Source organism: Sorangium sp. So ce406, assembly GCF_051474675.1.
In the GTDB taxonomy this organism is placed as follows: Bacteria; Myxococcota_A; Polyangia; order Polyangiales; family Polyangiaceae; genus Sorangium; species Sorangium cellulosum_G.
In genome coordinates this window covers 791231-810855 of record NZ_CP150340.1, presented here as the reverse complement: position 1 = coordinate 810855, position 19625 = coordinate 791231, and the positions used below count along the sequence as shown (strand labels likewise).

The 19625-nt window shown below is 73.1% G+C and carries 12 protein-coding genes; 4 read left to right on the top strand and 8 right to left on the bottom strand.

The window, feature by feature from the left end; all coding sequences use genetic code 11:
• Window positions 1–55: 55 nt before the first annotated feature.
• Window positions 56–1561: a WD40/YVTN/BNR-like repeat-containing protein gene (locus WME96_RS02995; RefSeq protein WP_437288669.1), complete on the top strand. Its 1506-nt coding sequence runs from the start codon at window positions 56–58 to the stop codon at window positions 1559–1561.
• 437 nt (window positions 1562–1998) lie between these two features.
• On the opposite strand, the gene WME96_RS02990 is transcribed toward WME96_RS02995, so the two are convergent.
• The 5 genes from WME96_RS02990 to WME96_RS02970 all read right to left on the bottom strand — a co-directional run bounded on the left by WME96_RS02990 (window position 1999) and on the right by WME96_RS02970 (window position 8547).
• Entirely contained in the window at window positions 1999–2904 is a 906-nt protein-coding gene (locus WME96_RS02990) for a hypothetical protein (protein WP_437288668.1), read from the bottom strand.
• A gap of 10 nt (window positions 2905–2914) precedes the next feature.
• Entirely contained in the window at window positions 2915–3766 is an 852-nt protein-coding gene (locus WME96_RS02985; protein WP_437288667.1) for a hypothetical protein, read from the bottom strand.
• A 218-nt stretch (window positions 3767–3984) separates the two neighbouring features.
• Entirely contained in the window at window positions 3985–5574 is a 1590-nt protein-coding gene (locus WME96_RS02980) for a vWA domain-containing protein (protein ID WP_437288666.1), read from the bottom strand.
• Between the two features lie 11 nt (window positions 5575–5585).
• Window positions 5586–7172, bottom strand: a complete 1587-nt coding sequence (locus tag WME96_RS02975; protein WP_437288665.1) for a hypothetical protein — start codon at window positions 7170–7172, stop codon at window positions 5586–5588.
• A gap of 217 nt (window positions 7173–7389) precedes the next feature.
• On the bottom strand, window positions 7390–8547 hold the full coding sequence (locus tag WME96_RS02970; RefSeq protein ID WP_437288664.1) for a zinc-dependent alcohol dehydrogenase: 1158 nt from the start codon (window positions 8545–8547) through the stop codon (window positions 7390–7392).
• Between the two features lie 391 nt (window positions 8548–8938).
• Here WME96_RS02970 and WME96_RS02965 point away from each other — a divergent pair, with 391 nt between their 5' ends.
• Together WME96_RS02965 and WME96_RS02960 are read left to right on the top strand one after the other, a co-directional pair.
• Entirely contained in the window at window positions 8939–9826 is an 888-nt protein-coding gene (locus WME96_RS02965; protein ID WP_437288663.1) for a DUF58 domain-containing protein, read from the top strand.
• A 1-nt stretch (window position 9827) separates the two neighbouring features.
• Window positions 9828–11897: a VWA domain-containing protein gene (locus WME96_RS02960; protein ID WP_437288662.1), complete on the top strand. Its 2070-nt coding sequence runs from the start codon at window positions 9828–9830 to the stop codon at window positions 11895–11897.
• Window positions 11898–12044: 147 nt separating this feature from the next.
• On the opposite strand, the gene WME96_RS02955 is transcribed toward WME96_RS02960, so the two are convergent.
• The 3 genes from WME96_RS02955 to WME96_RS02945 form a co-directional block, all read right to left on the bottom strand.
• A complete protein-coding gene (locus WME96_RS02955; protein ID WP_437288661.1) occupies window positions 12045–12515 on the bottom strand; it encodes a hypothetical protein in 471 nt (156 codons plus the stop codon).
• 644 nt (window positions 12516–13159) lie between these two features.
• A complete protein-coding gene (locus tag WME96_RS02950) occupies window positions 13160–14536 on the bottom strand; it encodes an AAA family ATPase (protein WP_437288660.1) in 1377 nt (458 codons plus the stop codon).
• Between the two features lie 111 nt (window positions 14537–14647).
• Window positions 14648–15793 carry a serine/threonine-protein kinase gene (locus WME96_RS02945; RefSeq protein WP_437288659.1) on the bottom strand — a complete coding sequence of 382 codons (1146 nt, stop codon included), beginning with the start codon at window positions 15791–15793 and terminating at the stop codon, window positions 14648–14650.
• Between the two features lie 399 nt (window positions 15794–16192).
• On the opposite strand from WME96_RS02945, the gene WME96_RS02940 reads away from it, so the two are divergent.
• Window positions 16193–19327: a VWA domain-containing protein gene (locus WME96_RS02940; RefSeq protein ID WP_437288658.1), complete on the top strand. Its 3135-nt coding sequence runs from the start codon at window positions 16193–16195 to the stop codon at window positions 19325–19327.
• Window positions 19328–19625: the final 298 nt, after the last annotated feature.

Below are 19625 nucleotides of genomic sequence, written 5' to 3'. Positions count from 1 at the left end.
GGGTCGGCGGGCGCGAGCGCGCGGCGCGGGTGGCGCGCGATAGGATGGATCCTCGATGCCGTTTGCTTCCGTGTCCGCCCCCGTGTCTGCTCCTGCGTCAGCCTCCGTTCCTGCTTCCGCGCCTGTCCGCCGGCCGAGGTCTCGCCCGGCGCGCGCCGCGCTGCTGCTCGCTGCGGCGCTCGCGGCGCTGCCCTCCCCTGCTGCCGCGAACGGCGTCTTTCCGTCCGCGGACCAGATCGTCTTCGACCCGGCGGACCCGACGCGCGCCGTGGCCCGGATGACGTACGGCCTGCTCACGACGCGGGACGGCGGCGCGAGCTGGCGCTGGATCTGCGAGGGCGCGGTCGGATACGACGACACGGGCGGCCAGGCTCCCCCGATCGCGGCTGCGGCGGGCGGCAGGGTGCTCGCCGCGCTGGGCGACGGGCTCGCGGTCGGCGCCGAGGGCGGCTGCGCCTGGACGGGCGCGGCAGAGCTCGCCGGGCGAGCGATGGTCGATCTCTCGGTCCGGCAGGGCGACCCGTCGCACGCCGTCGCGGTCGCCGCGGGCGACAGATCCGGGCTCTGGGCGTCGCGCGACGGCGGCGCGCGCTGGGAGAGCGCGGGGACGCCGCTCCCGGCCGGCTTTCAGGCGCGCACGGTCGACGTCGCCCCGTCGGATCCGCGGCGCGTCTACGTGAGCGGCCTCTCGAGCGGCGGCGGATCGGTCAAGGGGGTGCTCGTGCGGTCGGTCGACGGCGGGGAGACGTGGGAGACCGCGGCCGTCCCGGGGAGCACGACCGCGCGCGAGCCGTACATCGCGGGGGTCGATCCGCGCGACGCCGACGTGCTCTACGTGCGCATCGCGAGCGCGCCGGGGCGGCTGTTCGTATCGAGGGACGGCGGCGCGACGTTCGAGCCGGTGTTCGAGACGGAGGGCTTCGTGCGCGCGTTCGCGATCTCGCCCGACGGCGCCACGGTGGCGGTGGGCAGCGACATCGACGGGGTCTTCCGCGCGCCGTCATCGACGCTCGCCTTCGAGCGGGTCTCGACGATCGCGCCGCGCTGCTTCACCTGGACCGAGACGGGCCTGTACGCGTGCGCGAGCGAGTTCCTGGACGGCTTCACGATCGGCCTCTCGCTCGACGGCGGCGCGACGTTCGAGCCGCTGCTCCACCAGGCGTGCCTCCTCGGCCCGCTCGAGTGCGGCGCGAGCACGCCGGTCGGGGCCCTCTGCCCGGCGGACTGGCCGCGCATCGCGCTGATGACGGGCCACAAGGACTGCACGCCGGACGCCGGCTCGCCCGACGCTGGCAGCGGCGCAGGCGGCGCCGGCGCGAGCGGGGCCGGCGGAACGACGGCGGCGGGCGGAGGAGGCGCAAGCGCAGGGATCGGCGCAGGCACGGGCGGAGCCGTGCCCGGAGGAGACGCCGGGCCGGGCGCCGACAGCGGTTGCGGGTGCCGCGCCGGCGGCGCGGGCGCGAGCTGGGCCGGCGTGATGGCCGTGGCGGGCCTCGCGGCGACCACGATCGCGCGACGGCGCAAGCGGGACTCCGCCGAGGGGGGTCGGCTTCGACCTTGATGACCGCGGCGGGCGGCCAAGCTGGATGAGGTGCCCGGTCGTCCAGGGTCGCTCCGCGATCGCGACCTGCCGGCGCCGCCTCGCGAGGGGGGTCGCGTCGATCCGCGATCGACCCCGGCAGCCTCGGAAGGCCGCTCCGGCAGGTCGCGACCTGCCCGCCCCGCCTCGCGAGGGGGGTCGGGTCGATCCGCGATCGAAACCGGCGCCGCCGAAGGCCGCTCCGGCAGGTCGCGACCTGCCCGCCCCGCCTCGCGAGGGAGGTCGGGTCGATCCGCGATCGAAACCGGCGCCGCCGAAGGCCGCTCCGGCAGGTCGCGACCTGCCCGCCCCGCCTCGCGAGGGGGGTCGGGTCGATCCGCGATCGAAACCGGCGCCGCCGGAGGCCGCTCCCGGAGGTCGCGACCTGCCCGCCCCGCCTCGCGAGGGCGTGGCTTCCGTCACGGCGCGATGACGATCCGCTGCGCCGCGGTCGCGACGTCGCCGTTCGGGTCCTCCAGGACGATCTCGGCGTCGAGCGCTCGACCCCGCACGGACTCCACCGGGAGGCCCCGGTCCACCTGAAAGCGGATTCCGTAGATCTCGCAGCCGGCGTCCCCTGTCCTGCGCAGCGTGACCAGCGAGGTGAAGGAAGGCAGCTCGAACGCGAGATCGGGGTAGCGCCCGCCCACCGTCAGGCGCGAGCCCATCTGACGGAGTCCCGTGACGCGCAGCGCGAGCCACACGTGGTGGCCCCCTTGAGGTCCCGGTTCGATCATCACCACATCTCCGTGCTCCAGCGGGGCGAACGCGCGCTCTCCCCGCCCGATCACGACCGCCGGGTCGCCCGATGAAGGCGTCTTGCACGCATCCCTCGCCGACGCGATCCACGCCGGATCGTGGTCCGCGAGCGTCGACGGCTCGACGAAAGGATCGACGCACGCCCCCGCCGCGCACGTCGCGCCGGCCGCGCAGGAGATCGCGGAGCACGCCGCGTCGAGCGACACCGGCAGGAACAGCGCTCGCCCGCCGACCGCGCGGGTCGCGGCCGTCCGCGTCACGACGGGCGACCCCTCGTCGTCGCGGAACGCCGCGACGGACACCGCGACCTCCGCGCCGTCATGCGCTGGCTCGATCGCGAGCTCCGACGGCAGCGACAGCTCGCCCCTCCCATACGAGAGGCTCTCGGCGCGCGTGATGACGCCATCCACCTGGGTGGTGCGCTCGACGCGGTCGATCTCGAAGCCGACCGCCATGTCCGTCGTGAGGCCGACCACCACGAGCGCGTCGGCGTCCTCGCTCCCGCACCCCGCGGAGCACAGGAAGAGCAGCGCGATCAGCGCCCGGGGGGTCGGCCGCACGAGCATCGGGAGACGGTCAGCGCGAGGAGCGACGGCGGCGCCGCGCGAGCCAGCCGGCCGCCGCGGCGAGCGCGGCGAACGGCGCGCCCAGGGAGACCTTGCTTCCCGCGGGGCTGAAGGCGCACATGCCGGCGGCGATGTCTCCGCTGATGCCGTCTGGACCGATGGTGACCTCGGCCTTGGCCTCCACCTCGATGCCCTGCTCGAGCAGCGCGTTCACGCAGGCCGGGATCTGAGAGCCGGAGATGATGTACTTGCCGTCGCAGAAGAGCGCGCCGTCACCGCTGCAGGAAGCGTCGCAGTTGGCGCGGAACTCGTGCTCGCACTCCTCGAAGATCTCGTCCTGGCAGGTGGTCTGACAGTCCATGTTCGCGTCCGCCGTGCACGAGCCCCCGCAGCACTCGACGCAATGCTGATAGCAGCCGCCGTCCACCGTCACGCACTGGGCGTCGCACTCGGCGTCGCAGTTCGCGTCCCACGTCGCGGCGCACTGCGAGGCGTCGGTCGCGCCGGCGCACTCGACGTCCCGCGTCGTTGTGCACTCGGCGAAGCAGTTATGAGAGCAGATGACGTTGATGCCCCTGTCGCAGTCCGACGTGCACTGCGTCGTGCAGCTGTCCGTACAGGTCGCCTCCGCCGAGAGGGTGCACTCCGACTTGCACACCGGCACGAGCTTCGTGGCGCACGCCGTCTTGTAGATCCCGAGCTCGGTGCAGCTCGCGGCGCACTCCGCCGTGACGCGCACCTCACAGTTCGACAGCCCGTCGAACCGGATATTGCCGCACTCCTCGACACCCGCGCTCACCGGGAGAGCGGCGGTCAGACAGGCGATGATCGCCGCAAACCCAAGAAAACCAGTTCTTCGCATGAGCAAACTTCCTTCCCCGCGACGGTAAACCAAGCATTCTACACAGGGCGCTTTCCGAGGGAAGCGCCATCTCCTCCGCGCACGCGCGTTGCGCACGCGCGTGCGGGCGCATCCCGGGACTCTCCCGTCTTCCCCCTCCTCCCTCCCCCCTCCTCCCTCCCCCCCTTGCGCGGTTCCACATCGATGGATACGCGCGGCCGAGGATCGATCTCCCGCGATCAGTCGGCGGGCCAGGGGTTCGGCGGATCGGCCGGCGTGTAGGGCTGCACGTTCGCCTCCGCCTCGATGAGGTTCTGGATGAACAGGTCGACGTAGCGCAGGTCGTCCTCCACGTCCGGATCCGGGCTCTCCTCGAGCCACGCCTCCACGTTCGGGCGCAGCGCCTCCAGCGTGCGGCGCGCGGTGCGCGGATCGGCGTCCGCGGCGAGCTGGGCGGCGAGCTTGAACCCGGCGAAGAGGTTCAACATCACGAAGCCCTTCTCGACCGTGGCGTCGGAGAAATAACCGGCCCTGGGCGGCGCGTCAGGCGTACTCGGCGCCTCGACGTCGACCTGCTGCGAGCGCACCTCGCCGGTCAGCGGGTGCTTCCAGGAGAGCTCGAGGCTGCCGACGGCGTGCGGGTCCTCGACGCGGCTCTGGTCCTCCCTCGGCACGAGCTCGAGCAGGATCGCGCCGCCGCCGCCGCGCCGGCCGGCGCCGATGGGCTCCGCGGCGCTGGTCCGCCCGGCGAGGAACAGGCTCGGGATGTGCACCGTGCCGCCGCCCTCGCCGACGCGCCAGCCGTTCGTGCCGTAAGCGCCGCGCACGACGTAGCCGTCGCCGAGCGTGACGTCGAGATCGACGTCGAGCGCCAGGGGCACGAGGAACGTCTTCACCTCCTCCGTGAAGACCTCCTCGACCGCCTTCGGGTCCTCCAGGAAGTAGAAGTTGCCCGCGCCGACCTCGCTGATCCCGCGCATCGCGTCGACGTCGAACTGGCTGCCGACGCCGACGGCGGTGACGCCGATCCCCATCTCCGCGTAGCCCGCCGCGAGCGTCTTGAGCCGCTCGGGCGACGTGAGCCCGACGGTGGCCACGCCGTCGGACAGGAAGATCACGCGGTTCTGCCACGCCGGATCGAGGTGCCGCTCGGCGAGCGCGAACGCGGTGAAGAGCCCCTCGTACAGGTTGGTCGACCCGTCCGCGACAAGGTGTTCGAACGCCTCCGTCAGCGCGTCCCGATCCGAGGCCTCTGCCCGCTCGAGGACGACCTCGGCGGCGTCCGCGTAGCGGACGAGCGAGATCCGATCGGTCGGCTCGAGGGCGTCGATCATCTCGACGAGCCCCGCCTTCACGTAGGTGATCGGGTCGCCTTCCATCGAGCCGCTCGTGTCGACCGCGACGACGAGGTGCAGCGGCGGCCGCTCGATCGCGCCGAGGTCCACCGGCGAGTTCATCCCGATCTGGATGAGCGTGCAGGGCGACCCGCTGATCATGTTGCCCATGATCCCGAGCAGGCCGTGCATGCACACGTCCTCGCCGCAGGTCGCGGCCGGGTAGTCGAGCTTGTGCTCGGCGAAGAAGCCGACGTCGTCGAGCGTGTCGGGCCCCGGGATCTCGCCGTCCTCGAGGATCTGGCGGAACAGGCCGAAGTCCTGCGAGCCGCTCTGGGAAACGCCCACGCTGCCGGTGGGCCCGGGCACCCCGGGCGCCGTGGGCGGGGCGGCGCCGTACGCGTCGTCCGCGTCGCCCGCGCCCATGCTGCACCCGGACGCGCCGAGCAGGGAAGCGGCGCCGAGCGCGAGAACATCAAGGATTCGAAGCTTCATGGGTTGACCTCCTACGGGGCCGCCGGGGCGGCGACGAAGACCGACTCGAGCAGGCGCGTTTGATCGATGGGCGCGGAGAAGCACTCCGTGTCGCGGACGGGCATGTCCTCCGCGCGCACGAGGTGGAGCGTCCCGACGCCCTCCTTGAGCACCTCGCTCTCCCCGGCGCGCAGCGAGACGACCCCGGAGATGCCCTCTCCGAGGAGCGACACCTCGAGCGGCGCGACCAGGCTGCCGCACGCGTCGTGGAACCCGTCGCAGCCCGCGATCGGCGAGAGCTCGACCGTGAAATCGCGGGCGGCCACGCCCCGATCGAGCATCCACGGGCGGGCGAGCACGTTGCCTTGCAGCGCGACGACGGCGTACGCCTCGCTCTCGATGGCGACGCCGCGCGCGCGCGCCTGCTCGCCCTGCCGGAGCTCCGGGTAGAGCCCGCTGACGACTCCCGTGATCATGACGGAGCGCAGGCTGACCATGTCGCCGGCCTTGACCGGCAGCGCCTCGGCGGGCAGGCAGAGATAGAAGATCCTCTTGTCGGGCTCGAGCGCGATCGCGTGGCATCCATCCGGCGACGACGTGACGCTGGCCACGACCGCGGTCACGTCGTCGCGCACGGTCCAGTCGAGCCGGCTCCCCTCGGCGGAGGGGCTGCACGCCTCGGCGGGCGGCGGAGGCTCGACCGGCGGCGCGTCGAACACCGCGGGGTGCTCGGCGAGCTCGAGCCGCGCCCCGGCGCGCTGGAGCGCGATCACCCGCGCCGGCTGCGGGTTCTGCGTCGACGTGGTGAGGATCTGCTCCGGGAACTGCAGCGCGGACCACGCGAGCAGCGTGAGCGGCAGCCCGTCGGCGTCGATCAGGTAGGCGTCGCACCCCGCGTTGCCCAGCGGCAGCGCGCGGCCCGGCTGGATGAGCCAGGTCTCGGCGTCCGCGAACAGCTCGCGCGAGAGGGCGCCCGTCGGATCGGCGAGCAGGACGCGGCAGTCGACCCGCACCGACTCGCGCAGCCGGCGCACGCGGATGAGCTGCTCGGTCTCGGTCGTGTTGCCGATCACGAGCGACGCGAGCTCCTGCGGCTCCTGTGGCAGGCACCCGTTCGTCCCGCCGCACGGCTCCGGCTCCGGCGCGCGGCTCGTGGCCACGCACGCGAGGCTGCCCGCCATCAGCGCCAGCCGGTGCGCGATCGGCTGCCGCGCGGGCTCGGGCCCCTGCGCGGCCTCGCCGAGCGCGCGGTACGAGAGGAAGAGCATCGGCAACGCGGTGAGGTCCGTCGGATCGACGGTGATGCGCCACGGGAGCGGCGTGAGCGCCATGAGCGCCTCGACCGCGCGGGCGGCCTCCGGAGCGAGCTTGATGGCCGAGAAGACGACGCCGGTGGCGAGGTGGGCGCCGAGGAAGCCGCGGCGCGAGGAGACGCGGAGCAGCGCGGCGAGGACCGCGGGCGCGACCAGCAGCCCGGCGAAGTCGCTGACCTTTCCGGTCAGCCACCCGGGGAGGAGGCCAGAGCCTTTGAGGGCGTGATCGTTGAGGACAAGGAGCGCCAGGGCGCCCAACCACAAGGGGTGAAGGAGCGATCGATGCGGGCGCAGAGGTCGAACCATCAGAGCTATCCCTCCGTGCGATGACGGGCCGGCACGGGTGCCCAGGCAAGCGGGCGGCCTGCCGAGGCCGGCGCTGAGCAAGCGACATACCCGGAGGGAAGCTGTGTGTTTTCGATGATTTACAACGCAGCGTCGCGGCGCGCCCCTGACGCCGGTGTCAGCCGGCGCGCGCGGTCGAGCGTGGTCGAGCGCGCGCCGGGCGATCGGAGGCGGGGCGTCAGGGCGTGAGGACGACCTTGACGCAGTCTTCGAGCTTCTTGTTGAAGACCTCGTAGCCGTGCGGGGCGCGCGAGAGCGGGAGACGGTGACTGATGATGTCGTCCGCCCGGAGGTGGCCGTCCTGGATGTGCTTGAGGATCTGATCGATGTAGTTCTGCGCCGGGGCCTGGCCGGCCCGCATCCTGAGGCCCTTGTCGAAGAACTGGCCCAGCGGGAAGTTGTCGTATGGCACGCCATAGACGCCCACGACCGGCACGACGCCGCCCCGGCGCACGGCGCTGAACGCGAGCTTGAGCGCCGATATCGTCCCGACCTGGCCATGGATGACGTTGGCGGCCTTCTCGAGGACGGTGCGGTGCGCCTCCATCCCGACGGCGTCGACGCACACGTCGGCGCCGCGCCCGTCGGTCATCGAGCGGATCGCCTCGACGGCGTTCACCTGATCGATGTTGATCGTCTCGGCCTGGGCGACGTCGCGGGCCTTCTTCAGGCGGTACTCCTCCCGGTCGACGCCGATGACGCGCCCCGCGCCGCGGAGCCAGGCGATCTTCATGGTCGCGAGGCCGACCGGCCCGCAGCCGAACACCGCGACCGTCTCTCCGCCCTTGAGCTCGGCCCACTCGATCGCCGTCCACCCGGTGGGGAGGATGTCGGTGGCGAAGAGGACCTGCTCGTCGGTGAGCCCGTCGGGCACCTTCCGCGGCCCGACGTCGGCGTAGGGGACGCGCACGAGCTCGGCCTGGCCGCCGTTGTAGCCGCCGTAGAGGTCCGTGTACCCGAAGAGGGCGGCGCCCTTGCCCTCGATCACGCCGCCCTCGGGGCCATAGTGCTTGGGGTTCGAGCGCTCGCAGTGGACGGGGAACTCCGCCTGACAGAAGAAGCAGTGCCCGCACGCGATCGGGAACGGGACGACCACCCGGTCGCCCTTCTTCAGCTTCGTGACCTGCGGGCCGACCTCCTCGACGATGCCCATGAACTCGTGGCCGAGCACCATCGGCCGCGGCTGGGGGAAGAAGCCGTTGTAGATATGGAGATCGGAGCCGCAGATCGCGGTCGCGGTGACGCGCACGATGGCGTCGGTGGGCTCTACAATCCTGGGATCCGGAACGTTATCGACGCGGACGTCGGAAGGTTTGTGGAAAACAAGGGCCTTCACGATACCTCCTCTTCAGGTGAAACATCGGTATCGGGCGATCGACGGCTCTACCCGGTCGAGCCCACTCACGAACTGCTGGACCGCTGCGCCGGTCGCATAAAGCGAGCCATGGAGAAAGCTGCGCCCGTGGACGGAAGTGGACGGAAAATGAACGGCGGCGCCGAATCCGGATGTGGCGCGGTGCCCCAGGGTGGCGGTTTGTCTCGGAGTCGCACGGCAGCGGCGAGCCGAGCCGGTCCGCCGCTCGTTCACGGCCTCTCCGGCCGCACTCGACCCGTTCGCCGCTCGTCTCTGCCCGTCCGCCGCTCGTCTCTGCCCGTCGCGCGCGCGAGCAGCCGTCCCCCGCGACCCCGCTGGCACCGCCGGCCGCAACGATGTCTACTCCTCCCCGATGCTCCCCTCCTCTCCCGAGCCGCTCCTCGGCGCGAGCTTCGTCCGCGAGCTCGAGGTCCTGCAGCGGCGGCTCGAGATCCGCGCCCGCTCCGGCGGGGCCGGCGAGCACCTCGCGCGGCGCCGCGGCGGGTCGGCCGAGTTCAAGGAGCACCGGGCCTACGCGCCCGGCGACGACATGCGGCGCATCGACTGGGCCGCCTACGCGCGCACCGGCGAGCCGGTGCTCAAGCTGTTCCGCGCCGAGGAGGACGTCATCGCCCGGATCGTCTGCGACGCGTCGGCGTCGCTCGATTTCGGCGAGCCAACGAAGCTCGACGCCGCCCGGCGGCTCGCGGCCGCGATCGGCTACATGACGCTCGCGCGCTCCGAGCGCGCGCAGCTCTTCGTGGCGGGCGACGGCATCGCCCGCGAGCACGCGCCGGTGCGCGGGCGCGCCGGGCTCGCCGCGCTGCTCCGCGCCCTCGACGGCGTGAGGGCGTCCGGCGGGACCCACCTCGCGCGGGCGATCGACGCCGTCGTGCGGCAGAGCGCCCGGCCCGGCATGCTGTGCGTCCTCTCCGATTTCTTCGACCCGGGCCCCGTCACGGCCGCGCTCGGGCGCGCGGCGCAGGCGGGCCACGACGTCGCCGTCGTCCAGGTCGTCGCCGCCGAGGAGCTCGCGCCGAGCTTCGAGGGCGACCTGACGCTGGAGGACGCCGAGACCGGGGCGCTCGTCGACGTGACCATGGACGCGGCGGCACTCGCCGCCTACGCCGCGCGCTTCGCCGGCCTGTGCGAGGCGCTGCGCGCCTGGGCGCGCCGGCACGGGGCGACGTACGTGCGCGCGCGGAGCGACGAGCCGCTCGAGGGCGCCGTCCGCCGCTTCGTCTCGAGGAGCGTCGACTGAGGTGGCCGCGCCGCTCGCACAGGCCTCGGCGGGCTCTCCGCTCTCGCTGCTCGCCCCCGGCGGCCTGTGGCTGCTCGCGCTGCTCGGCCCGCTCGTCCTCCTCTACATCCTCAAGATCAAGCGGAGCCGCCGCCGCGTCCCCTCGACGTGGCTCTGGGCCGCCGCGCAGCGCGACCTCATGGCGCGCGCGCCCTTCCGCAGGCTCATCGCCCAGCTCCCGCTCGTTCTGCAGGCGCTCGCGCTCGCGCTGCTCGCGCTCGCCCTCGCCCGCCCCGCCTCGCGCGGGCGCGCGTTCACCGGCGACCACGTGGCGATCATCCTGGACACGAGCGCCTCGATGTCCGCGGCCGCGCGGTCGCCGTCCGGCGAGGCGACCACGCGCATCGAGCTCGGAAAGCGGCTCGCCAGGGATCTCCTCTCGGGCCTCACGCCGGGCAGCGACGCGCTGATCCTGGAGGCGGGGCGCGACGCGCGCCTCGTCGCGGCGCTCGATCGCGATCTCGTCCGGCTCAAGGCGGCGGTGGACACCGTCGCCGCGCGCGAGGTCGAGGGCGACCTCGGGGCCGCGGTGGCGCTCGCGGTCGACAGGCTCCGGCAGCTCGGCGGCGCCCGCCGGATCGTCGTGATCACCGACGGCAACCTGGCCCGCCCCGCCGCGCTGCGCGGGGTGTCGCTCCCGCTCGAGGTCATCACCGTCGGCGCCCCGGTGGACAACGCCGCGATCGTCCGCGTCGACGTGCGCTCCGGGAGCGGCGCAGCGAGCGCGAGCGGCGCGAGCGGCGCGGACGCTCCGCGGCCCGACGATCGCGAGGAGGTGCAGGCCTTCCTCGTGGTCGCGAACCTCGGGGCACAGCCGCGCGATCTCTACGTGACGATGCGGCAGGACAACGCGTCCGACGTGCTCAGCTCGCGGCGCGTGCTGGTGAAGCCGGGCGAGCGCCTGCCGGTGGTGCTCACGTTCCGCCCGTCCCCCGGCGACTACCGCAAGGGGCTGCTCTTCGAGCTCTCGCCGCGGGACGCGATGCCGATCGACGACGTCGCGTACGGCCGCGTACCGGCGGGCGACAAGCTCCCGGTGTTCCTCGCGTCGGGCGGCGGGGGTCAGGGCGCGCCGGGCCAGGGCGGTCCGACGGGAGCGACGGCCTCCAGCGGCTCTCCGTGGCTCGCGCGGGCGCTCGCGTCGGACCCGATGACCTCGGTGACTTCGGGCTCGCTCGCGGAGCTCCTCGGCGCGCCCGCGCTCGATCCCGACACGTTCGTGGTGGTCGACGGCGCCTGCCCGCCCGACGTGCCGGGCGGCGACCTCCTCCTCGTGAACCCGCCGCCCGGGCGCTGCTTCGGCACGGTCGTCGGCCCGACGCTCGAGCAGCCCACGCTCACGTCGTGGGACACGGCCGATCCGCGGCTGCGCTTCCTCACGCTCGACGGCGTGCACCTGCGCGCCGCCTCCTCGCTCGAGCCCGAGTCCGCGACGAGGACGCTGATCCGCGCCCAGGAGGGCACGGTGGCGACCGACATCTCCACCGCCTCGCGGACCGGCACGCTGCTCGGCTTCGACGTGGGCGAGAGCGACTGGCCGCTCAAGGCGTCCTTCGTGCTCTTCGTGCGCAACCTGCTCGAGCAGGCGCGCGCCCACCGCGCGCACGGCATCACCGGCCCCGCGCGCACCGGCGAGCCGCTGCGCATGAGCGTCCCTGCGACCGCGCGCGATCTCCAGGCCATCGGCCCTGCCGGCGAGCGGCTCGACGTCGCGCAGCGCGGCGGCGTCGCCGTGATCGCCGAGACGCCGCGCGCCGGCTTCTACCGCCTCTCCTGGCAGGGGCCGCAGGCCGGCTCCGTCCTGGTGCCGGCCAACCTGACGAGCGTCGCCGAGAGCGACCTCACGCCGAGGCCGCTCGTCGCCGAGGGCGGCGGCGAGGTCGCCGTCTCGAGCGCGTCGAGCGAGCCGGACGCCCACACCGAGTGGACCTGGCTGCTCGCGCTCGCGGCGCTCGCCTTCGTTGTGTTCGACGTCTGGTATTTCACGCGCGTGCCCCGGCGGGTGCAGGGCCACGACACGCCCGTCGGCTAGAACCTCGGGTCAGAGATCCTGCCAGGGACCGGTGTCGCGAGGGGAGAGAGAGTTCAACGCCAAGGCGCAAAGGCGCAAAGGCGCAAAGGCGCAAAGGTGCATGGCGGCGCGCTCCCTGGCCCGACGTCCCGCGGCAGCGCCAGGATCCTACCCGATCACGCTGGCTGATATGGTCTTCGTCTCGATATCGACCCACAGCCGAGATCTTCGAGCTTCGAGCTCCTTCGCGTAGAAGATCTTCGGGTAGGGCTGACCGTTGAGCATCACCCCTTGTTTGCAGGTGGCCGCGATCGCCGCCTTCGTTGCGGCGAACAACCTGGCCACGTTGGTCTTCCTGGCCAAAGGGCGGATCGTGACCTGCTCGAGATCCTCACCGCGCTGACGCGCACCGGCAAACTCGAGCAGATCGGCGGCCTCACGGTCGACGAAGCTCCAGTCCTGCTCGCTCGCGGGCGCCTTTCGCAGCGCCAGATACGCCAGCTCATAGCCGCCGCTCAGGTACTCGTCAGCCGCGAGAGAGGTTGCTTCGACGACGGAGAGCGCCGCGCCGTGATGAGCGGTCTCGAAACGCTGGAGCACGAGACGCGCCTTGTGAGGACGAGCGACGTCGGCGATCATCTGAAAGAGCGTCGCTGTCGGAACAAACGCCTCTACCCTGGTCATGCGGCCCCCGCGAGGATGAACGCGTCGTCAGTCTTCAAGATCCGCGCGGTCGATGAGGCTTCACTTCGAGACCAACCACCGTCTTCGTTGTCGGCCGCAGCCGCCGAACGGTCGCCCGACGCCGGACGCTGCGAGCAAGATCGCCACCTACCAGGATTCGCCTAGCTCCGCAATCGACGGCGCCCGAGGCCGCAGGAGCGAGGATCTGGCTGGACGAGCTTCTCCGCGAGGTTCATGCGCGACCTGTCGCGAGCATACCCCGCGGCGGCGGCGGAAGCTGGGCGCGCGGCAGGATCGGAACGGCCGAGCTAACGCAGGCCACCCGGCTGGCACGCCTCCCCCTCGATGGCGCGCAGGGCGCGGCGCCTACGCGCTTCGGCTAGGCGATGGCTCCGTTGCGGGAAGGCTTTGAAGCCAGGTAACAGCCTCGTCCCAGGTCAAAGCGCGCCTCGGCACGCCCTCGCGGAGCCGCCGCCATTCTTCAGAGATAGACCTGAGCGTGGACGACCACCTCGACCCCGCGGGTTTGAGCGAGGCGGCACAGGTCCCGAATGGCGCGAGGGCTGCGTGCCGCGTTGGTATCGATCCAGAGGCGCACGTCAAGCGTCCTTGGAGGACGTGTCGCCCAGGCCAAGCTGCTCGTCGAGCTCTGCCTCTGTCCAGGCCTCCCAGCGGCCCTCCGGCCGTGAGCGCAAGAACCAGAGATACCCGCCGTTCTGCAAGCTGAGATTGCTTCGCATCTCCGCAGGAAGCTGGGTGTAGCCTTCCGGCGTGACCCACTGCTCGTCGGCACCGCTCGCGCGCGCGCGGGCCCGGAGCGCGCGGTCCGAGCGCGAAGGCTGCCGCGTGACGAGCGTCTCTCCCTCGGGGGAACGGCTGAACCGGAGCACCTCCGGACCGTCGAAGACCTGGACATGGCTCTCGAGGAAGATCTGATCGACGATCCCGCGCTGCGCCTGCTCGCGCAGGATGTCGCGGACGAGCTCCTGGTTCTCGGGATGCAAGCTCATCTCCGGCTCCTCGATCGCGACGAGCGCCGCGCGGGACGTGAGCACGGCCGCGACGAGGGCGACCACCTGCTGCTCTCCTGAGCTGAGCTCGGAGAGCCGGAGGATCTGCTTGCCCCGGACCTCGAAGCGCAGATCGGTCACCTCCCCGCCAGCCACTGGAGCGCGGAGCACGGAGATCTCTCGATCCGAGAGCGTCTTGAACCGATGGATGAGGTCCACGAAGGCGCGCCAGCGCTCGGTCTCGCCCGGGTCGAGCGAGGTGGCCAGCGCCAGCAGGCGTTCGGCCGTGGCGACGGACAGCGTGCTGGACCCCTCATCGCGCGGCACCCCCTCGCCAACGGCCCGGAAGTCTCGACGGCGAGCGTCCAGCAGGAAGAACGGTTTGCTCCCGGGGCCGAGCGGCGCCTCCAGGGCATTCTTCAGCGGGGAGATCTCGTCATCGTGCAACCTGTTCCCCTCGCCATCTTTCAGCACAACCCCCCCCGCGTTCTTCAGCGCTCGCGGAGCCCTCCAGTGGTTCGCTGAGGCGGGAGTCGCCCTCTCCAGCCGGAGGAGGACGTCGTTGCCCGACGGGGTCAACGTGACGCGGAGTGCGCCGAGCCACGCATCGTCGAAGTGGACCTCGATCCGCTGCGGATCGCGAATACCGGGAGGCCAGCTCCGGTGGTTCATCAACAAGCCAAAGTGGTCGTCTCTGAACCCCCACTGCAGCTTGAACGCTGCGTCCGGTGGGCTCGCCCCACCACCACCAGCGACGGAGCTCAACCAGTACGAGGCGCACCGAAAGAACAGATCGATCGCCGCCAGCGCGTTCGACTTGCCCGCCCCGTTGGGACCGTGGAACACGGGCATCCCATCCGCCGCGCCGCCGGACGTGAAGACGATCTCCGTGGGCCCCCGGAATGTCCGGAAGTTCTCGATCACGAGCCGCGCGATGCGCAGCGACGGTGTAGCGCGGGCGTTCACCGGCCAGAGCAGAGCAAGACGCAGGCCGCAAGGTCAAGTCGTCCACCCGCGGTCCGCGCTTCCGTCAGCCCGCAGCGCATCCCCCTGCCCCGCTCCTCAGCGCCCCGGCCCTCAGTGGCAGGCCGCCTGCTCACCCGCCGGCCGGACCCGGTGCAGCCGGTGACCCCGCCGACGCGACGACCAGCGGCGGCTTGGCCGGCCCCGCTCTTCCACCCATGAAAGGCGTGGCGTTACGCCACAGTTGGACGGCACACAGACGTCCTCGCAGGGGATCCACTCTCCCTGGAGCGACACCCCGCGCGCGTCCTCGCGGACGCCCCGCGACCAGAGCCACGCGGCGAGCGCCTCGCCGAGCTCGCGCAGGCTCGACCAGCGCGCCGTCGGCTCCTTCTGCAGCCCGCGCTCCAGGATCGCCCAGAGATCCGCGTCGAGGTTGCACGTGTCGACCAGCGACGGCACCGCGTCCTGCAGCACCGCCCGCAGGCCGTCCAGCGCGTTCCTCGACGAGAACGGGGGACGGCCCGACAGGAGCTCGTACAGCATCGCGCAGAACGACCAGACGTCGGCCCGGCGATCGACGGTGGGCGCCGCGAGCGCCTGCTCCGGCGGCATGTAGTCCGGGGTCCCGAAGACCTCGAAGCTCGCCGACGCCGGGCTCTCCTCGCGCTCGGAGAGGAGCTTGGCGACGCCGAAATCGATGATCTTCGGCTGCATCCGGCCGCCGGCGCGGCGGACCAGCATCACGTTGTCCGGCTTGAGATCGCGGTGGACGACCCCCTTGTCGTGCGCGGCGTGCATCGCGCCCGCCACCGGCAGGAGCAGCGCGATCGCCCGCTCCGGCGTCATCCACCCCTCGCGCGCCAGCACGCTCCGCAGCGACTCGCCCTCGATGAGCTCCATCACCAGGTACGGATCGCCCGCGGCGGTCTCGCCGAGATCGAACACCCGCACGATCTCCCCGTGGTTCATCCGGCCCGCGGCCCGCGCCTCGCGCTGGAAGTACTCCACGAGCTCCGGCGACCGCAGCTCGGGCCGCATCAGCTTGATCGCGACCGTCGACTCGACCGCGACGTTCGTCGCGACCCAGACCGTGCCCATCGCCCCCTCGCCGATCTTGCGGAGCAGCCGGTACTTGCCCGCGATGAGATCACCCTCCTGGTAGTGCACGCTACAGGGCGACTCGCCGAACCCCTCGCCGAGGTCCCATGAGCTGTCGTCCGTGGTGCTCCAGGCGTCCGTGGTCTCGATGCGCGACATGATCTCTCCTGCCCCCTGCCACGCGGCCCCGCCGCGGTCGTGACCGGTTCGTCAACAGTGGGAAGCAGACGGCGTGCCATCCCTGGCAAACCTGGAAAGGTTTCCAGGAACGGCCGAAATGCCGCATGAAACACGCAAGACACCGACAGCGGCGCCGCACGGTTGCCCCGATGGGGCAGTCGGCCACACCCCGCCGAAGCGGCGTGCCCCGACGCGCCCCAAAGGTGGTTTACTGCGGCACCCCCGCATGCGGATCGAACGGAGGCCTTCCTGATCCCGGCGGCCGCGCTGCGCGCCCTGCCCTTTGCCGCCACGGCGGCCGGCGCGCTCGCCTTCGCCGCGCTGCTGCGCCTCGCCCTCCGCCGCGGCGCGCTTCGCCGCCCGATCCTGCTCGCGTGGATGCTGGCGGGCGCGCTGCCGGCGCTCCACGTCGGCCTGGTCTGGTGCGGCCTGCTGCCGGACGTCTACCTGCGGCTCGCGCGCCCCTGGGGCGCCGTGCTCGCGCTGGGCGCGACGTCGTTCGTCGCGCTCCGGTACCTCGCGCTCTCGCTCGCGTCGCCGCGCGCCCGCGCGCAGGGGGCGTGGCGCGCGCGGCTCGGCGATCTCCTCGCCCCCTTCGCCGCGTTCGCCGCGGCCATGGCCGTGGCCGGGCCGGAGATCGGCCGGCCACTCGATCGGCTCACCGTCCTGGTCGCCGTCGATCGCAGCCGCTCCATCGATCTCGTCCCGAACGCCGACAAGCGCGTCGCGCACGAGCTCTCCATCGCCGAGCTCGGCATGCGCGACGACGACCGGATCGCCACGATCGCGTTCGCCGCCGGCGCGGCCACCGAGGACCCGCCGCGCCCGCGATCGCAGCTCCCCGCCCCGCAGCGGGTCGCGCTCGGCCGCGACGGGACGGACCTCGCCGCGGGCCTCCGGCGCGCGCTCGCCGAGGTGCCGCCCGACTCCGCGGCGCGCGTCGTGCTCGTCACCGACGGCGTCGCGACCCGCGGCGACACGATGGCCGCGGCCGCGGCCGCCGTCGCGGCCGGCCTCCCGGTCGACGTGATCCCGCTGGAGCAGCGGGCTGTCCCCGACATCCGCGTGGTCGCCCTGCGCGCGCCCGCGCGGGCCGACGAGGGCGAGGCGCTCGACCTGCGGCTCGTCACGTCGTCGCCGTCGCCGGCCGAGGTCGAGATCCGCCTCCGCCGCGACGGCGAGCTCATCGCCCGCACCGACGCCTCCATCGCCGCGGGCGAGGACGTGCTGCGCATCCGCGAGAAGGCGCCGGGGCCGGGGCTGCACCGCTACGACGTCGAGATCACCGCGAAGGATCCGCGGCTCGACGAGGCCGCCGAGGACAACGCGGCGAGCGCGTTCCTGCGCGTCCGCGGCGCCGCCGCGGCGCTCGTGCTGGAGGGCGACGCCGGGCAGGGCGCCTTCGTCGCGCGGGCGCTCGAGGGCGGCGCGTTCCGGGTGGCAGAGGGCGGCCTCGACCGCGTCCCCGCCGACCTCGGCGGGCTCGCGGGCTACGACGTCGTGGTGCTCAGCGACATCCGCGCCTCGGACCTCTCGCCGGGGCAGATCGACGCGCTCGCGAGCTACGTCCGCGACCTCGGCGGCGGCCTCGTCCTGATGGGCGGCGACCGGAGCATGGGGCCTGGCGGCTACGCGCGGACGCCGATCGAGGAGGTCTCGCCCGTCTCGTTCGATCTGAAGCAGGAGCGCCGTCGGGGGAGCCTGGCCGAGGTGATCGGCATCGACATCTCCGGCTCGATGGCGGCGAGCGCCGGCGCCCACACGAAGCTCGAGCTCGCCAACGAGGCCGCCGCCCGGTCGGCGGCGCTGCTCGGCCCCGGCGACCGGCTCGGCGTCGCGCACGTCGACACGGCGGTGCGGTGGAGCGTGCCGCTCGGGCCGGTTGTGGACAGCGCCGCGATCGACAGGGCGATCCGCGCGGTGGGCCCGGGCGGCGGCGGCATCTACGTCGACATCACGCTCGAGGCGGCCTACCGCGCGCTCGACCAGGACGCCTCGAACCTGAAGCACGTGCTGCTCTTCGCCGACGGCTCGGACGCGGAGAACATGGGGCCTTGCCGCGCGATGGTGGAGGCGGCGGTGCGCCGCGGGATCACGACGAGCGTCGTGGCGCTCGGCCAGGGCAGCGACGTGCCGGAGCTCGAGACGCTGTCGCGCCTGGGCAACGGCCGCTTCTACCTGGTCGAGGACGCCACGCGGCTGCCGGCGGTGTTCACGCAGGAGACGATCCTCGCGGCGAGGAGCGCGCTCGTGGAGGAGCCGTTCCACGTCGCGCTGGGCGCGCCGTCGTCGATCACGGCCGGCGTGCCGTTCGGCGAGGCGCCGCCGCTCGCGGGGTACGTGGTGACGATCCCGAAGAGCCGGGCGACGGTGCTGCTGTCGGGGCCGGAGGGCGATCCGGTGCTCGCGGTGTGGTCGGCCGGGCTCGGCCGGGCCGCGGCGTTCACGAGCGATCTGAAGGGCCGCTGGGGCGCGGCGTGGACGCGGTGGCCCGGCGCGGCGCGGATGATCGCGCAGGCCGCGCGCGACGTGACGCGCAAGGCCGAGGATCCGCGGGTGCGCCTCGAGGCGGACGCGTCGGGCGGCGAGCTGTCGGTGCGCGCGAGCGTCGTCGGCGACGACGGGCGGGCGCAGTCGTTCCGCCGGCTGGTGGTGCACGTCGCGGGGCCCGACGGCTTCGCGCGCGAGCTGCCGCTCGAGGCGACGGGCGCGGGGTCGTACACGGCGACGCTGCCGCTGTCGCGGCCGGGGACGTACGTCGCGGTGGCCCGGGACGAGCTCACGGGCGAGGCCGTCGGGACCACGGGCGCGGCGATGACGGCCGGCGAGGAGCTGCGCCCGACGGGCAGCGATCTGTCGCTGCTCGGGCGGATCGCGGAGTTCACCGGGGGCAAGCGGCGCGACACGCTCGCGGGCATCTTCGAGGACCGGGCGTCGCGGCGCTTCGCGTACCGGGACGCGACGCCCCCGCTCGTGCTCTTCGCCGCGCTCGCGCTGCTGCTCGCCGTCGCGGCGCGGCGCCTCGCGCTGCCCGAGGCGGCGGCGGCGTGGGCCGCGCGCGCGGCGGAGCGGCTGCGGGCGGGCCGGTGGGGCGCCGCGGCCGAGGCGGCCGGCGCCGGAGCGACGGTGGGGGCGCTGCTGTCGGCGAGGGAGCGCGGGCGCGAGCGGCGCGGGAGCACGCCGGAGAGGCCGGGGGCGCAGGGCGAGCGGCGCGACGAGCGCGACGAGCGCGGCGTGCGCGGCGGGCCTGGCGAGCGCGGGCCGGCGTGGGCGGCGCCTCCCGGGAGGCCGGCGCCGCCGGCGTGGAAGCCGCCGCCCCCGGGTGCGGCGCAGCCGGCGTGGACGGCGGAGCAGGCGGCCGCGCGCCCGGATCAGGGCGGAGCGGCCGGAGCGCCGGAGGCGGGGCGGGGCGCGCACGGGACGGCGGCTCCGGGAGCCCACGAGCCCCCGCGCGCGGAGCGGCCGCTCACCGCCGCCGAGAAGATCCTGGCGCGGCGCCGCGGTCGCCTGTGACATGGCCAGTCGGCCGTCGCGATGCGCATCGTGAGCGCGCTCGACGGTGCGCGAGAAGCGGCGGTATCCGCAAGAGTTCGTCGATACCGTGCCGCGTCGCCCGAGGTCATCCCCGGGTCATGAGAGAGAGATGGAACCACAGAGGCACAGAGGGCACAGAGGGAGAGAGAGAGAAAAAAAATTTCTTCCCCTCTCCTTCTCTTCCTCTGTGCCCTCTGTGCCTCTGTGGTTCAAATTCTTCCCATCATACTCCCAGGAACGAGCTTGGCATCCGGCAAGGCGCCGACGTTCGCGGTCG

Excerpts from the sequence above, each read along its gene's own strand:
- WME96_RS02995 (WP_437288669.1), top strand. The coding sequence starts at position 56 with ATGCCGTTTGCTTCCGTGTCCGCCCCCGTGTCTGCTCCTGCGTCAGCC.
- WME96_RS02990 (WP_437288668.1), bottom strand. The coding sequence starts at position 2,904 with ATGCTCGTGCGGCCGACCCCCCGGGCGCTGATCGCGCTGCTCTTCCTG.
- WME96_RS02985 (WP_437288667.1), bottom strand. The coding sequence starts at position 3,766 with ATGCGAAGAACTGGTTTTCTTGGGTTTGCGGCGATCATCGCCTGTCTG.
- WME96_RS02980 (WP_437288666.1), bottom strand. The coding sequence starts at position 5,574 with ATGAAGCTTCGAATCCTTGATGTTCTCGCGCTCGGCGCCGCTTCCCTG.
- WME96_RS02975 (WP_437288665.1), bottom strand. The coding sequence starts at position 7,172 with ATGGTTCGACCTCTGCGCCCGCATCGATCGCTCCTTCACCCCTTGTGG.
- WME96_RS02965 (WP_437288663.1), top strand. The coding sequence starts at position 8,939 with ATGCTCCCCTCCTCTCCCGAGCCGCTCCTCGGCGCGAGCTTCGTCCGC.
- WME96_RS02955 (WP_437288661.1), bottom strand. The coding sequence starts at position 12,515 with ATGATCGCCGACGTCGCTCGTCCTCACAAGGCGCGTCTCGTGCTCCAG.
- WME96_RS02945 (WP_437288659.1), bottom strand. The coding sequence starts at position 15,793 with ATGTCGCGCATCGAGACCACGGACGCCTGGAGCACCACGGACGACAGC.
- WME96_RS02940 (WP_437288658.1), top strand. The coding sequence starts at position 16,193 with ATGCTGGCGGGCGCGCTGCCGGCGCTCCACGTCGGCCTGGTCTGGTGC.